At 72.4% G+C, this 14685-nt stretch carries 15 protein-coding genes and 1 tRNA gene; 10 read left to right on the top strand and 6 right to left on the bottom strand.

Annotated elements, in window-relative coordinates; translation table 11 throughout:
* Positions 1-2: 2 nt before the first annotated feature.
* Positions 3-458: an NUDIX domain-containing protein gene (locus tag PT931_RS15930; RefSeq protein WP_456246519.1), complete on the bottom strand. Its 456-nt coding sequence runs from the start codon at positions 456-458 to the stop codon at positions 3-5.
* 78 nt (positions 459-536) lie between these two features.
* Between PT931_RS15930 and PT931_RS15925 the strand changes: the two genes are divergently transcribed.
* The 6 genes from PT931_RS15925 to PT931_RS15900 all read left to right on the top strand — a co-directional run bounded on the left by PT931_RS15925 (position 537) and on the right by PT931_RS15900 (position 6121).
* The gene (locus PT931_RS15925; protein WP_456246518.1) at positions 537-1244 is read left to right on the top strand and encodes a DUF4129 domain-containing protein; all 708 of its coding nucleotides are present in this window, start codon (positions 537-539) and stop codon (positions 1242-1244) included.
* Positions 1241-1810, top strand: a complete 570-nt coding sequence (locus tag PT931_RS15920) for a hypothetical protein (protein WP_456246517.1) — start codon at positions 1241-1243, stop codon at positions 1808-1810. The genes PT931_RS15925 and PT931_RS15920 overlap by 4 nt, the downstream gene beginning before the upstream one ends.
* A complete protein-coding gene (locus PT931_RS15915) occupies positions 1807-2826 on the top strand; it encodes an AAA family ATPase (protein ID WP_456246516.1) in 1020 nt (339 codons plus the stop codon). Before PT931_RS15920 ends, PT931_RS15915 begins: the two co-directional genes overlap by 4 nt.
* The gene (locus tag PT931_RS15910) at positions 2817-4160 is read left to right on the top strand and encodes a DUF58 domain-containing protein (protein WP_456246515.1); all 1344 of its coding nucleotides are present in this window, start codon (positions 2817-2819) and stop codon (positions 4158-4160) included. Before PT931_RS15915 ends, PT931_RS15910 begins: the two co-directional genes overlap by 10 nt.
* 70 nt (positions 4161-4230) lie before the next feature.
* Positions 4231-4797 (top strand): hypothetical protein, encoded by a 567-nt coding sequence (locus PT931_RS15905; protein ID WP_456246514.1) that lies wholly within the window; start codon positions 4231-4233, stop codon positions 4795-4797.
* 4 nt (positions 4798-4801) lie between these two features.
* Positions 4802-6121 (top strand): NAD(P)/FAD-dependent oxidoreductase, encoded by a 1320-nt coding sequence (locus PT931_RS15900; RefSeq protein ID WP_456246513.1) that lies wholly within the window; start codon positions 4802-4804, stop codon positions 6119-6121.
* Between the two features lie 188 nt (positions 6122-6309).
* On the opposite strand, the gene PT931_RS15895 is transcribed toward PT931_RS15900, so the two are convergent.
* The 3 genes from PT931_RS15895 to PT931_RS15885 all read right to left on the bottom strand — a co-directional run bounded on the left by PT931_RS15895 (position 6310) and on the right by PT931_RS15885 (position 10034).
* Complete coding sequence (locus PT931_RS15895) at positions 6310-6945, bottom strand: DUF4241 domain-containing protein (protein WP_456246512.1); 636 nt, start codon at positions 6943-6945, stop codon at positions 6310-6312.
* Between the two features lie 69 nt (positions 6946-7014).
* Positions 7015-8352 carry an aminopeptidase P family protein gene (locus PT931_RS15890; RefSeq protein WP_456246581.1) on the bottom strand — a complete coding sequence of 446 codons (1338 nt, stop codon included), beginning with the start codon at positions 8350-8352 and terminating at the stop codon, positions 7015-7017.
* Positions 8353-8408: 56 nt separating this feature from the next.
* A complete protein-coding gene (locus tag PT931_RS15885) occupies positions 8409-10034 on the bottom strand; it encodes a hypothetical protein (RefSeq protein WP_456246511.1) in 1626 nt (541 codons plus the stop codon).
* 167 nt (positions 10035-10201) lie between these two features.
* Between PT931_RS15885 and PT931_RS15880 the strand changes: the two genes are divergently transcribed.
* The 4 genes from PT931_RS15880 to PT931_RS15865 all read left to right on the top strand — a co-directional run bounded on the left by PT931_RS15880 (position 10202) and on the right by PT931_RS15865 (position 12910).
* A tRNA-Leu gene (locus PT931_RS15880) sits at positions 10202-10282 on the top strand.
* A gap of 67 nt (positions 10283-10349) precedes the next feature.
* On the top strand, positions 10350-11153 hold the full coding sequence (locus tag PT931_RS15875) for a Bax inhibitor-1/YccA family protein (protein ID WP_456246580.1): 804 nt from the start codon (positions 10350-10352) through the stop codon (positions 11151-11153).
* 73 nt (positions 11154-11226) lie between these two features.
* Positions 11227-12471, top strand: a complete 1245-nt coding sequence (locus PT931_RS15870) for an acetyl-CoA C-acetyltransferase (protein ID WP_456246510.1) — start codon at positions 11227-11229, stop codon at positions 12469-12471.
* Positions 12472-12547: 76 nt separating this feature from the next.
* On the top strand, positions 12548-12910 hold the full coding sequence (locus PT931_RS15865) for a hypothetical protein (RefSeq protein ID WP_456246509.1): 363 nt from the start codon (positions 12548-12550) through the stop codon (positions 12908-12910).
* Positions 12911-13028: 118 nt separating this feature from the next.
* On the opposite strand, the gene PT931_RS15860 is transcribed toward PT931_RS15865, so the two are convergent.
* Both PT931_RS15860 and PT931_RS15855 read right to left on the bottom strand, forming a co-directional pair.
* Positions 13029-13802: an SGNH/GDSL hydrolase family protein gene (locus tag PT931_RS15860; RefSeq protein WP_456246508.1), complete on the bottom strand. Its 774-nt coding sequence runs from the start codon at positions 13800-13802 to the stop codon at positions 13029-13031.
* Between the two features lie 37 nt (positions 13803-13839).
* A complete protein-coding gene (locus PT931_RS15855; RefSeq protein ID WP_456246507.1) occupies positions 13840-14601 on the bottom strand; it encodes an SGNH/GDSL hydrolase family protein in 762 nt (253 codons plus the stop codon).
* Positions 14602-14685: the final 84 nt, after the last annotated feature.

Below are 14685 nucleotides of genomic sequence, written 5' to 3'. Positions count from 1 at the left end.
GCTCAGCCCGTCAGGGGCCTGCCGTGCTCCAGGTACACCGTGGTGCCCGCCGCCCGGGCGTCCAGCGCCGCGAGTACCCGGGGCAGCAGCCTGCGGCCCAGGTACCCGTCGAGGTCGTCCCGCGCGATGTAGCGGTGCTCCGCCAGCTCCTCGGGCTGGAGCCGGAGCCGCGCGTCGGGCGGCAGTTCCCCGCCGTCGAACACGAACATGACCCGGTTGCCGGTCCGGCGCTTCGGCGACCAGTCGACCACGAGCGGGCCCCGCAGCGGCACGTCCAGCCCGAGCTCCTCCCGGACCTCGCGCACGCAGCCCTCCAACGGGCTCTCGCCCTCGTCCACGTACCCGCCGGGCAGGTCCCACCCGCTCTTGTACGTGGGCTTCACGAGCAGCACCCGGCCGTCGGCGTCGCGGATCAGCGCCCCGGCCGCCAGCAGGGCCCGCGCCAGTTCGATCTCCACGACACGAGACAGTACAGAGCACAACTTGTTACGGCGCCGTGCCTCACTCTCCTGGCGGGGTGGGCTTAGGGTGACCACGTGGACATCGCGCGGTGGCTCTGGCGCTGGGGGCCGCTGGTGGTCGTGGTCGCGTTGCTCGGCGCGGTGGCGGCGGCAGCGGCCCGTACGGGCGTGCAGGCGACGAAGCTGCCCCCGTTGACCCGACCGTCGTCCCGCCCACCCCACACCCCGGTCGACGAGGGCACCCTGCCGCCCAAGGGCAACGGGGCGGGCTCGGGCGGGGACACCGCCGGCGGCCTGCCGGACTGGGTGTGGATGACCGTCCTGGGCCTGATCGCCGCCATCCTCGTCTCGGTCGTCATCGCCGTGCTGTGGACGGTCGTGAAGGACAACATCCGGATCCGGGTCCGGCCGTACACGGCGCTGAACCCGGCCACCGCCACGCCCGAGGCGCGGGCCGAGGAGGTCCGGGCGGCGGTGCAGGCCGGGCTGGACGCGCTCGACGACCTGGGCGACCCGCGCCGCGCCGTGATCGCCTGCTGGCTGGGCCTGGAGGCCGCCGCCGCCGAGGTGGGCACGATCCGGCAGACCGGGGACACCCCCACGGAACTGGTGGGCCGGCTGCTCGCCGAGCACCACGTGACCGGCGGCGTGCTGGGCGACTTCGTCGAGCTGTACCGGCTGGCCCGCTACGCCCCGCACGTCGTCGACGAGGACATGCGGCTGCGCGCCCGGGCCGCCCTCGCCCAGCTGCACGACGAGCTGAGCCGGGAGGTGGCGGCGTGAGCGTCGGCATCGACGACCTGTTCAGCTCGGAACCGGAGCCCGCGCCGCCCCGGCGCCGGAAGGCGCGCCTGACCCCGGTGGGGGCCGCGCTGCGGGTCGTACTCATCACGGCGGTCCTCTCGGGGTTCGCGTGGCTGGTGATCGCCTCGACGGGCTTCACGCTGCCGTACCCGCTGCTGTTCGTGTTCTTCCTGGCCATCGTGATCAGCTGGCGGCTGGGCGGGGCGCTGCGCCCGGCCCCGTTCCCGAAGTACCGGCCGACGCCGCACGGCGAGTCGGGCTTCCGGACCGTGGACAAGCCGTTCGCCGACGCCAAGCGCTGGGTGGACCGCCTGGACTGGGTGCGCGGCGACGGCGAACAGTTCAACCGGGCCCTGCTGCCGGCGTTCGCAGCGCTGGCCGACGAGCGGCTGCGGCTGCGGCACGGCATCACCCGGGCCACCCACCCGGCGCGGGCCGACGAACTGCTCGGTCCGCGACTAGTCGACTTCCTGGACTCCCCGAAGCGGCGGGCACCGGGCCACGCTCAGCTGTCGGAGCTGGTGAAACTGTTGGAGGAGCTATGAACCTGCCCCCGCACGAGGTCAGCCGGCTGGCCAAGGCTGTCCTGGACCGGGTCGGCACGGTGGTCGTCGGCAAGCGCGACTCGCTGGAGCTGGTGCTGGCCGGCATCCTGGCCGGCGGGCACGTGCTGCTGGAGGACCTGCCGGGGCTGGGCAAGACGCTCACGGCCCGGACGATGGCGCAGGCGCTGGGCATCGAGTTCCGCCGGCTCCAGTTCACCCCGGACCTGCTGCCCGCCGACGTGACGGGCTCCTTCCTGTACGACCAGCGGACCCACGACTTCACGTTCCGCCCCGGCCCGGTGTTCACGAACCTGCTGCTCGCCGACGAGATCAACCGGACGCCCCCGAAGACCCAGGCGGCGCTGCTGGAGGCCATGCAGGAGAAGCAGGTGTCCGTCGAGGGCACCACGTACCGGCTGGCGGCCCCGTTCCACGTCCTCGCCACGGCCAACCCGATCGAGCACGAGGGCACGTACCCGCTCCCGGAGGCCCAGCTCGACCGGTTCATGCTCCGGGTGTCCTTCGGCTACCCGACCGCCGAGGAGGAGCTGGACGTGCTGAACCGCCGCATGGTCCGGCACCGCGAGGAGGCCGTGGTCGAGCCGGTGGTGGACGCGCCGACGCTGCTGGCGATGCAGGAGTCCATCGAGTACGTGACCGTCGAGGAGTCCATCTCCCGCTACGTCGTCGAGCTGGTCGGCGCGACCCGCTCCGACACCCGGGTGCTGGTCGGCGCGTCGCCGCGTGGCTCCCTGGCCCTGCTGCTGCTCGCCCGGGCCCGCGCGGTGCTCGCCGGCCGCGACTACGTGGTGCCCGAGGACGTCAAGGGCGTGGCCGTGGCCGCCCTGTCGCACCGGATCACCCTGCGCCCCGAGATGTGGTTGCGCCGGGTGGACCCGGAGACCGTGGTCCGCGAGGTGGTCGAGTCGGTGCCCACCCCGGCGAGCGGCGCGTTGCCGACGTACGGGTACGCCACCGAGGAGGTGCCGGTCGGCGAGGCCCGGCAATGGCAGTAGCCCGGCTCTCCGACGACTCGGACTGGGTGCCTACCCGGGCGCTCCGCCGGGCCGTCACCATGACCACGGTGCTGCTGGTCGTCGCCGCGCTGACCAGCCGGTGGGACCTGATCATCCTGGCGGCGCCGTTCGCGATCGGGGCGGCGGTGTCGCTGCGCAACCGGCCGCGCCAGTTGCCGGACGCGGTGGTGGGCACGAGCGCGCCGTACCTGTCGGAGGGCGGGCAGGCCGAGGTGCGGGTCAGCGTCGCCAACCCCGACCACGCGCCGTACGACCTGGCCGTGATCCGCACCGAACTGTCCCCGTGGCTGCGGGTGGCCAACGGCGACCGGCCGTTCCTGACCCCGGTGCCGGCGTTCGGCGTGGTCGACCTGGACCTGGTCGGGACCGCCGAGCGGTGGGGCCGGCTGCCGGTCGGGCCGCTGGAGGTGCACGCCGTGGCCTGCGACGCGATGTTGCAGAGCCGGCCGATCGTGGCCGAGCCGCTGCTGCTGCGGGTGTTCCCGAAGACGGAGCCGTTCAAGGCCGACGACGCGATGCCCCGGGCCGCCGGTCTGGTGGGCGCGCACCGGTCCCGGCGGTACGGCGACGGCGGCGAGCTGGCCGGCATCCGGCAGTTCTCCCCCGGGGACCGGCTGCGCCGGATCGACTGGCGCACCTCGCTGCGCACCCGGGAACTGCACGTCGCGCACACCCTGTCGGACCGCGACGCCGAGGTGGTGCTGGTCCTCGACGTGCTGCACGAGGCGGAGGCGACGACCAGACCCCGCAGGAGCGGCGAGCCGGGTACGAGGGCCTCGGTGCTCGACACCACGGTCCGCGCGGCGGCGGGCATCGCCCAGCACTACCTGTCGTGCGGCGACCGGGTGTCGATGCTGGAGTACGGCGCGCGGACCCGCTGGCTGCGGCCCGGCAGCGGTCGCCGGCACCACCTGGCGGCGCTGGAGTGGCTGCTGGACGTGCACCCGGGCGGCACGGAGTACGACCCGCTGGAGGGCATGTTCAGCCGGCACCTGAGGTCCAGCAACGCGCTGTTCGTGGTGCTGACGCCGCTGCTGGAGGTCCGCAGCGCCGGCCTGCTGGCCCGGCTGGCCCGGGCGGGGCGCTCGGTGGTGGCGGTGGACACCCTGCCGGCGATGCTGCGGCCGGCCTCGTCGAGCGAGTGGGGCGACGTCGGGTACCGGATCTGGCGGCTGGAGCGGGAGAACACGATCGGCCAGCTGCTGGAGCACGGCGTGCCGGTGGTGCCCTGGGCGGGCGCCGGCAGCCTGGACCAGGTGCTGCGGGACATGTCCCAGCTGGCGGCGGCGCCGCGGGCGGCGGGGCTCCGGTGACGGCCGGCACCCCGGGCGGCGGGCCCACGGTGACCACCGCGCCGAAGGCGACTGCGAAGAGGGCGGCGCGATGAACAACCTGACCACGCTGGCCAAGACGATCAGCCGGATCGCGCCCGGCCCGCTCCTGCTGCGGGCGATCGTGTTCGCGACCGGGGTGAGCGCCTTCGGGATCGCGCTGCCGGGCACCTTGCTGACCGGCCCGGTGATGATGGCCGGTTCGGTGCTCGCGGCGGTCGTCGCGCTCGCGCCGGGCGGCCCGTTCGTGACCATGGTGCAGTTGAGCACGGCGGCGCTGTGGTTCATCGGTACGGCCATGGACGGCGGGGGCCGGTCCACGGCGGCGCTGGTGGCCGTCGCGTGTGCCCTGTATCTCCAGCATTCGGCGTGCGCGCTGGCGGCCGCCGTACCCCTCGACGCCGTGGTTCTGCCCGCAGTGCTTTTGCGGTGGTTTGCCCGAACGGTCGGGGTGATGTTGATCACGGCCGTTCTCGGGGTGGTCGTGGTCACGCTCTCCAGTGGTGTCAGCCCCAGCTCCTCACTGGTGTTTCCGCTGCTCGGCGTGGCCGGCGCGATCTTGGCGGCGGCAATATTGGCGTACCTGGCGCTACGGACCCCCCGACGCGGCGCATCATGAGGACATGGCGAAGCGGATTGTCGTAGTCGGGGCCGGCCACGTCGGCCTTTATGCAGCTCTGAGGCTGTCGCGCAAACTCAAGTCCCGCGAGGCGGAGATCATTGTCATCGATCCCCAGCCGCACATGACCTACCAGCCGTTCCTGCCCGAGGCGGCAGCCGGCAACATCTCGCCCCGGCACGCCGTCGTGCCGCTGCGCCGCATCCTCCGCAACAAGTGCCACGTGATCACCGGCCTGGTGACCTCCGTGTCCCACAAGACCAAGACCCTCACCATCCAGCCCCTCGTCGGGCCGGAATGGGAGACCGGGTTCGACCACATCATCGTGGCCCCCGGTTCGGTGTCCCGGACCCTGCCGATCCCGGGCCTGAAAGAGAACGCGATCGGCTTCAAGACGATCGGTGAGGCGATCTACCTGCGCAACCAGGTCCTCGCCCAGCTCGACATCGCGGCCAGCACCGCGGACCTCGCCACCCGGCGACGCGCGCTCACCTTCGTCTTCGTCGGCGGCGGCTTCGCCGGCATCGAGGCCCTCGCCGAGATGGCCGACATGGTCGACGACGGCCTGCGCTACTACCCGGAGCTGGAGCGCAAGGACCTCCGTTGGGTACTCGTCGAGGCCTCCGAGAAGATCCTCCCCGAGGTCGGCCTGGAACTCGGCGCGTACACCGCCGTGCAGCTCGTCGAGCGCGGCATGGACGTCCGCCTCTCGACCCGGCTGGAGTCCTGCGTCGACGGCAAGGTCGTGCTCTCCGACGGCGAGACCTTCGAGTCCGACACGATCGTGTGGACGGCCGGCGTCAAGCCGCACCCGATGCTCGACTCCACCGACCTGCCCCGCGACGACCGCAAGCGGGTCACCTGCGACGCGTACCTGCGGGTGGTCGACGGGGACATCCCCCTCGACGGGGTGTGGAGCGCCGGCGACTGCGCCCGCGTACCCGACCTGTCGATGGCCGAGACCGAGCCGGGCGCGACCTGCGCGCCGAACGCCCAGCACGCGGTCCGGCAGGCCACCCAGCTGGCAGACAACATCACGGCGGTCGTGCGGGGACGCGAGCCGAAGGAGTACCGGCACAAGTACGCCGGCTCCGTCGCCAGCCTCGGGCTGCACAAGGGTGTCGCGTTCCTGTTCGGCTTCAAGATCCGTGGGGTGGCGGCCTGGTGGGTGCACCGGACCTACCACATGAGCCGGATCCCGAGCCTGAACCGCAAGGTCCGGGTGGTCGCGGACTGGACCCTGGCGCTGTTCCTCAAGCGTGAGGTCATCGCGCTCGGCCAGCTCCAGGCGCCGAAGCACGAGTGGCGCGAGGACTCCTTCTGAACCCGTTTTCCGGGTACTGGTGGGCCCCGGTCGTCGGGTGACGGCCGGGGCCCTTCCATGTCCCCGCCTGGTCGGTGCGCGCAGCTCTGGTCTCAGCGGCTTGGTCGGCGTTCTACTGCCTGGACTCGTCCGCCGGCAGCGAACTGTGGGCCCAGCCCTAGGGCCTGGTGGGGAGGCCGGCCGGCGGCTCAGGTCCCTTCCGGCTCCGGCCAGATCCCGAAGTCGGTGACGAACGCCGCGACCTCGCCGGCCGCCGTCCGCCCGATCCAGGTCCGGTACCGGCCGTCGCCCCAGCCCGACTCGACGGCGACCAGGTTGGCGCCCGACTCCGGCTCGACGGGCGTGACCACCAGCCCCGGCACCGGTTCCTGTCGCGGGTTGGACAGCACCTCGTCGAACGCGTCGTAGCCCACCTCGAGGTAGTGCTCGGCCGCGACCCGGTCCAGCAGGCAGCCCGAACCGGCGTCGACCAGGAAGCTGCCGGCCGCGTCGGAGCCCGGGTCGGTGTCGTCGGCCCAGGTCGCCGGTTCCCAGGAGGTGACCTCCTCCGAGCGGACCACGAGGCACAGCGCCGCGGTCCGGGACTGTGGGCCGCGCGGGTTCACCAGGTCGGCGACGACCGCCCGGACCGGGTAGCTGCCCGGCGGGACGGTGACGGTGAAGCCGTCGGCGTAGTCGAGCATGAACGGATCGCCGGCGACCAGCTCGCCGGAGGGCATCACCAGTTCCCCCACGTGCTCGGCGCGCAGGGTGAAGGTGGCGCCGTCGTGGGTGGTACTGCCGGAGCCGGCGAGCAGCGCCGGCAGGTCTGGGCGTGAGGACATGCCCGGCACGATAGCGCCGGGGTACGACACCAAGCCCGAGACCCCGCGCTACCCGGCCGCCCTGGTGTGTCAACGCACCAGGTCGGCCATCCAAGCCTCCACATCGGACGCGGTACGCGGCAGCTGGTCGGACAGCATCTCGTACCCGTCGGGGGTGATCGCCAGGTCTTCTTCGATCCGGAAGCCCATGCCGCGCAGCTCGGCCGGGATCAGCAGGTCGTCGGGCTGGAAGTAGATCCCCGGCTCGACGGTGAGCACGTGGCCCACCTCCAGCTTCCCGTCCAGGTACTTCGACGCCCGGGAACGGGCGCAGTCGTGCACGTCGAGGCCGAGCATGTGACCCGAGCCGCACAGCGTCCAGCGGCGGTAGATCGTGGACTCGGGGTCGAGGGCCTGCTCGGCGGACACCGGGAGCACGCCCAGGTCCTCCAGGCCGTGTGCCATCACCTTCATGGCGGCCCGGTGGAAGTCGCGGTAGTCGGCGCCGGGGCGGAGTTCGCCGAGGGCGGCGTCGTTGGCGCGGCGGGACAGTTCGTACACGTCGCGCTGGAGGGGGGTGAAGCGGCCGGAGATCGGGAAGACCCGGGTCACGTCGGCGGTGTACAGCGAGCGCAGCTCCACCCCGGCGTCGAGGAGCAGCAGCTCGCCGTCGAGGATCGGGCCGTTGTTCTCGATCCAGTGCAGGGTGGTGGCGTGCGAGCCGGCGGCCACGATCGACTGGTAGCCGACGTCGTTGCCCTCGGTGCGGGCCCGCCGCCAGAAGGTGCCCTCCAGGTAGCGTTCGCCGCCGCCGGACTTGGCGAACTCCAGGGCGCGTACCACGTCCTCGAAGCCCCGGGCCGTGGACTCGCAGGCGCGGCGCAGCTCGGCGATCTCCCATTCGTCCTTGACCAGGCGGAGTTCGGCGAGGACGGCCGCGAGTTCGAGGTCGCGGGTGCCGTCGCCGATCGCGGGCACCAGGCGGTCGATGGTGTGGTCGACGCCGCGCAGGACCCGGGCCGGGCCGGTGAGGACCAGCTCGTCGATGTGCCGGGTGTCGACGCCGAGGGTGGTGGCGGACTCGCGCAGGGTGGGGCGGCGGCCGGCCCACAGCTCGCCGTAGCGGCGGTCGGTGAAGAACTCGCCGTCGGAGCGGTTGGAGCGCGGGCGCAGGTAGAGGGTGCCCTCGCCGGACGGTTCGAGGACGTAGACGCCGTCGGAGGTCTGGTCGCCGGTCAGCCACACGTACGCCGAGTGCGGGCGGAACCGGTAGTCCTGGTCGTTGGAGCGGGCGATCATCCGGCCGGCCGGCACGATCACCCGCTCGCCGGGGAAGGCCGCCGCGAGCCGCTTGCGCCGGGCCTGGGCCCAGGGTGCCTGCTCGTCGGGCTCCGGCGAGCGTTCGGTGTCCGCCCAGCCGATCTTCATGAACTCGGTCAGGGCCTCGGTTACCGGCCAGTCGTGACTACCGGTGACGAAATCACTCACGGTTGTACCCTCCACACCCAGACATCGGCGACGCGCTCACCGGGGCCGTACAGCAGGTCCAGTGTCGCCTTCAGCTCGTCGCGATGCACTGTTGGCCCGAGAGTAATACATGATGCATTCCAATGCCCAACGTCGGCCCGGGCCTGCCGGCGCCCCTCCTCGGTGATCTCCGGCACGGTGCCGGACTTGCGCACCTCGGCGAGCAGGCCGGCGGTGGGCTGCGAGTACACCCCGATGCTGGCGTTGCCGTTCCCGCCGTACGGGCCGATGAAGAAGCCCTCCGGCACCCCGAACGCCGCGTCGGCCGCCGCCGCCCAGCGCAGCGACTCCGGGTCGGTCGGCGTCGGCAGCGGCACCGGGACGAGCACCCCGCCGGTCGGCACGCACGTCCGCCAGTGCCCGGCGGTGAAGAACACGGGCACCGCCGGCCGGCGCACCGTCTCCAGGGGGAGCGGCACGATCGGCACCAGGGCGACCGCGGCGGCGGCCGGCATCACGTACCGGGCGACGCCCTCCGTCCGCAGCGCCGCGTCGAGGGTCAGGGCCAGCACCGCCGCGATCAGGGGCAGCAGGTTCAGCGCGAACCGGCTCGGCAGCGCCCCGTCGATCACGGGCAGGCCGTGCAGCAGCTTGTACAGCGCCGGGAAGCCGGTCGCCTCGCCGGCCACGATGACGGTCGGGCCGAGGGACAGCCAGGCCATCACGAGCCCCACGACGACGGCGGAGCGCACCACGGGATGCCGCCACAGGAAGGCCACCGAGGCGGCCAGCATGATCAGCAGTGGGACGCCGAGGAAGGTGTTCATCTCCGTCGGGTTCGGGGCGAAGCTGCCGCCGTCCCCGCCGCGGCCGGCCCAGGACAGTGGGGAGAACCTGGCGTAGCTGGACAGGTCGGCGGAGAAGAAGTCCGGGGAGAACGGGCCGTTCGGCACGGACTGGGGGCCGCTGAACTCGACCCACAGCGGGTAGGCGAGGACGGCCACCCCCAGGCCCGCCGCCACGCCCAGCCCGACGAGCAGGGGTCGCCACGCCCGCCTGGCCAGGGCCCGGTCGAACAGCGCGTAGGCGGCCGTGAAGAGGGCCAGGGTCAGCGCCGCGAAGAACAGCACCTCCTGGCCGCCGAAGAACTGGGCCACGATCATCAGACCGAGCGCGATCCCGGTACGCACGGGGGTCTGGGCCCGGGTGAGCCGCAACAGACAGTACACAATGGGGGGTAAGAGCCATTGCATTGTGATATGGGTATGGCTGTTGGACTGCGACATCATCGCCGGGGCGAACCCGCACAGCCCCCCGGCCGCGGCCGCCGCCGCGCGGTGCAGCCCGAAGCCCCGGGCGAACAGCAGATACCAGCCGAAGGCGGTGCCCGCCAGGTTCCCCGCGACCAGCACCGCGAACGACACCGGCGCCCCGAACGCGAACGTCACCGGGGCCAGCAGCGCCCCCGCCAGCAGGTTCGTCGCGTTGGTCAGCAGGTTGATCCCGTCGGGGCTGTTCATCCGGTCGGTGACCAGCGACAGGTCCCCGAGCCAGATCCGCGAGCCCTGGGCGAGGAACCATTCGATCAGGGTCTGGTCGGCGGGGTTCACCGCCAACGCCCGGGTACTGGGATCTGACCACAACCCCGCAGTCAGAAAAGCGGCAATCGCCAAATATCCCATCCCTGCCGCCACATCCAGCGGCCATCTGCGTGTCACGTAGAGCACGTTAACGGAGTAAGCGGGTACCAAGGAGGGGCCAGTTCGGGCTACCGTGGCCCCTAACGGAGCGACCTGACGGGCGCTCTCGCGCCCGGGTGGTGGAATGGCAGACACGGCCGACTTAAAATCGGCTGCCGCAAGGCGTGCGGGTTCGACCCCCGCTCCGGGCACACTCCCAGGCCAAGCCCAGCTACCCTTGGGTACATCCGGCTACCCTTAGAGGTTATGAGGCCAGAGTTGAAGAGTTCCAACGGTGCGTTGGGCCGCGTCGTCGCTGGCGCGGTCCAGGATCGCAACAGTTACACCCAGCCGGGCTACCCGGCTCCGTACGGCGCGCCGGGCTACGGCGCCCCCGAGGTCCGCACGATGACCATGGACGACGTCGTCGTCCGCACGGTGATCCTCCTCGCCATCACGGGCGTGTCCGGCGCGGCCAGCTGGCTGCTCCTGCCGGACTCCATCGGCTGGCCGGTGGCCGCCGGCGCCGCGCTGATCGGTCTCGTGGTCGGCCTGGTGATCTCGTTCAAGCAGGTCACCAACCCGATCGTGATCAGCGCCTACGCGGTGCTCCAGGGCGTCTTCCTGGGCGTGTTCAGTCGGGCGTTCGAATCGGTCTACAACGGCATCGTGATCCAGGCCGTGGTCGCCACGTTCGGCATCTTCTTCGGCATGGCCATGCTCTACAAGTTCAAGGTCATCCGGAACAGCCCGAAGCTGACCAAGATCGTCGTCGGCGCGCTGATCGGGGCCGTCGCCCTGATGCTGGTGGACCTCGTCGTGCGCCTGGTCTCGGGCAACGGCACCGGCATCGGCATCCGGGCCAACTTGACCGGCGAGGTCGGCTGGCTGCCGATCGTGTTCAGCATCGCCGTGATCGTGGTCGGGGCGCTCAGCCTCGTCCTCGACTTCGACATGATCGAGCAGGGCATCCGGCACGGCATGCCGGAGAAGTTCGCCTGGGCGATGGGCTTCGGCCTGCTCGTCGGCCTGATCTTCCTGTACCTGGAAGTTCTCCGGCTGATCAGCTACCTGCGTAGATAGCCTGCACAGAGTGATGGCGGGCCGTGACCTGAGTCACGGCCCGCCCTTTGTTACTAAGGGGTAACCTGTCGCCATGCCTGAAGCTGTCATCGTCGCCACCGCCCGTACGCCGATCGGCCGCGCCCACAAGGGCTCGCTGAAGGACGTCCGCCCCGACGAACTCGCCGCCACCGCGATCCGGGCCGCCCTCGACAAGGTGCCGGAGCTCGACCCGAACACCATCGACGACCTGTACCTCGGCTGCGGCCTGCCCGGCGGCGAGGCCGGCTTCAACATGGGACGCGTCGTCTCGATCCTCCTCGGGTACGACAACCTGCCCGCCGCCACCCTCACCCGGTACTGCGCCTCGTCGTTGCAGACCACCCGGATGGCGCTGCACGCGATCCGGGCCGGCGAGGGCGACGTGTTCATCTCCGCCGGCGTCGAGGCCGTCTCCCGCTACGCGCGCGGCAACTCCGACTGGCTCCCCGACGCGGCGTCCGCGGCCGTCGGCGGCGGCTGGCAGAACCCGGCGTTCGCGCGCGCCAAGGAGCGCTCCGACCTCGCCGCCGCCGGTGGCCAGACCTGGCACGACCCGCGCGCCGACGGCGAACTCCCCGACATCTACCTGTCGATGGGCCAGACCGCCGAGAACCTCGCCCAGCTCAAGGGCGTCACCCGGCGGGACATGGACGAGTTCGGCGTCCGCAGCCAGAACCTCGCCGAGGAAGCCATCAAGAACGGCTTCTGGGCCCGCGAGATCACCCCGGTGACCCTCGCCGACGGCACCGTGGTCAGCACCGACGACGGCCCGCGCGCCGGCGTCACCATGGAGGCCGTCGAGGGGCTCAAGCCCGTCTTCCGCCCCGACGGCCTGATCACCGCCGGCAACTGCTGCCCGCTGAACGACGGCGCGGCGGCCGTGGTCGTCATGAGCGACGTCCGGGCCCGGGAGCTGGGGCTCACGCCGCTCGCCCGGATCGTGTCCACCGGCGTCACCGGGCTGTCCCCGGAGATCATGGGCCTCGGGCCGGTCGAGGCCACCCGGCAGGCCCTCGCGCGGGCCGGCATGACCGTGTCCGACGTCGACCTGTTCGAGATCAACGAGGCCTTCGCGGCCCAGGTCATCCCCTCGTACCGCGATCTCGGCATCCCGATCGAGAAGCTCAACGTGCAGGGCGGGGCCATCGCGGTCGGGCACCCGTTCGGCATGACCGGGGCGCGGATCACCGGCACCCTGCTCAACTCGCTGAACTGGCACGACAAGTCCATCGGCGTGGAGACGATGTGCGTGGGCGGCGGCCAGGGCATGGCGCTCGTCCTGGAGCGGCTCTCCTAGAACTCTCGGGGGCGGTCGGTGGGGATTCCCATCGGCCGCCCTTTTCCATGGGCCGGTCAGGTGCTGAGATCAACCAATGCTTCGACGGGTACGAAGGCACTGGGCGGACGAGGACGTGTGGTTCCTCTTCGAGCTGGACGACGAGGGCTGGGTGACCCGGCACGTCGAGTTGTCCGGGCCGGATCTGACGCCGAGGGTCGCCGCCTCGATGCGGGAGTGGTTCGCGGAGCTGGACGCCGGCAGAATCGGCGCCTACCACCGGCGGTTCGGGGTACTGGCCGAGGTGGCGTTGTCCCCGACGGACCGGCTGGACTGGGAGCCGGTCGGGGGCGACGAGTTCGAGCAGTGCTGGTCGCGCGCGAGATCCCACCTGGGCACGGCGCGCCCCGACGTGGAGGGCTCGGGCGGTGAAGCCGGGCAGGTGGGGTCGCCGGGGTGACGGGCACTCGACGTGGAGGGGGCACGGCTGGCCGCGCCAGCGCGCGACCGTCAGCGTCGGCCCACGACTCTTGAATGATCGCGCCCCGTCGTGCCGTCGCGCGGATCCTGTGCCGGCGTCAGGCCCGGGGTGAGCGCTCGCCGAGGGCCGCGGCCACGGCCGGGGCCAGCACGTGCGCCCACAACCGGTAGCCGTCCGCCGAGGGGTGGTACCCGTCCCAGCACAGCGTGCCCGGGTCCGTCCGGAACAGCACCCCGGTCTCCGCCGCCAGGTCCACGGTCACCCCGCCGGCCTCCCGCACCGCCTCGTCCTGCGCCCGGGCCAACCGCCGCCCCCGCTGACTGACCAGGGCGCGCAGCGGCTGGGCGATGGCCCGGGCCGCGCCGAGGTCCGGACACGTGCCGACGACCACGGGCACGTCGGCGCGCCGGAGCCGGCGGACGGCACCGCCGAGCTGGGCGGCCGCGCTGTCGATCCTGCCGGGCCGGACGGCGTCGTGCGAGCCGACCAGGACGACGGCGATGTCGGGTTGCGGGCCGAGGAGGGCGCGGGCGACCTGGGTGGCCAGTTCGGTGGAGCGGGCTCCGGCGACGGCGACGCTGGACAGTTCCACCCGGCGGCCGTCGTCGGCGAGGAGCTGGGCGAGCTGGCCGCCGACGGTGTCGCCGAACCGTTCGACGCCGACGCCGGCCGCCGTGGAGTCGCCGAGCAGCACGAGGCGCAGGGGGGCACCGGAGCGGCCGACGCTGCTGCGGAGGGCGAGGCTGAGCTGGGGGCGCGCGTACCTCCTGCTGCGGGCGATGGCCGCCTCCACCGCGACGAGGCCGACGAGGCCGGCCGCCGCGAGGCCGACGCCCCTGCCGAGCGATCCGAGCTTGGTCCTGGCGGTCACGACGGCTCCTGGGGGCTGGGGGTGGTCATCGGAGGGGTCACGCGGCTTCCCGGGTCAGTGTCACCCGCACGGCCGGCAGCAGGGCGTTGGCCGCGGCCGCGTACCCCGCGGCGGAGGGGTGGTATCTGTCCGCGCTGAACATCTCCTCCGGCGCGGCCAGGAACTCCGGCCCCAACAGGGCCCCGAGCTGCACCGCGTGTCCGCCGGCCCCCTCGATGGCCGTGGTCTGCGCGGCGGCGAGCTGGCGGCTGAGCGTGCGGGCGACCCAGCGCAGCGGGGGCTGGATCGGCTGGATGGTGCCCAGGTCGGGGCAGGTGCCGACGACGACCTGCGCGCCGTGCTCGCGGAGCGCCTTCACGGCGGCGGTGAGCAGCGAGACGGCGGTGCCGGGCCGGACGCCGTGGGTGACGTCGTTCCCCCCGATGATCATGACCGCGAGGTCGACCGGCTCGGTGAGCGCGGCCTCTACCTGGGGCGCGAGGTGCCGGCTGTCGGCGCCCACGACGGCCAGGCAGCGGTAGTCGACGGGCTGGCCGAGGGCCGCCGCGATCATCGCGCCCGGGGTCTGGGCCGGGTGGTCGGCGCCCAGGCCGGCGGCGGAGGAGTCGCCGAGCATGACCATCCGGAGGGTGGGGCCGTCGCCGGGATAGTGGCCGCTGCCGTCGGGCGGCGGGGCGTCCGGGAGCGGGATGACACGTTTGGCCCACTGGACCTGCCCGAACAGCACGCCCGTGAGGAGGGCGCTCGCCAGGCCGAGCCCACCGCCGCCGTATGCGGCCGCCTTCGCGAACCGGTTCATGGGGTGAGGTTATCGCGCCCAGGCGACATTTCCGGGCCGATATCGGGCGGCGTCGGGTAACCGGCATCGCGGACCCTGACCTGG

This window comes from Longispora urticae (assembly GCF_053902585.1).
Note: the sequence above shows the minus strand (reverse complement) of the source record. Positions and strands in the feature narration are given on the sequence as shown.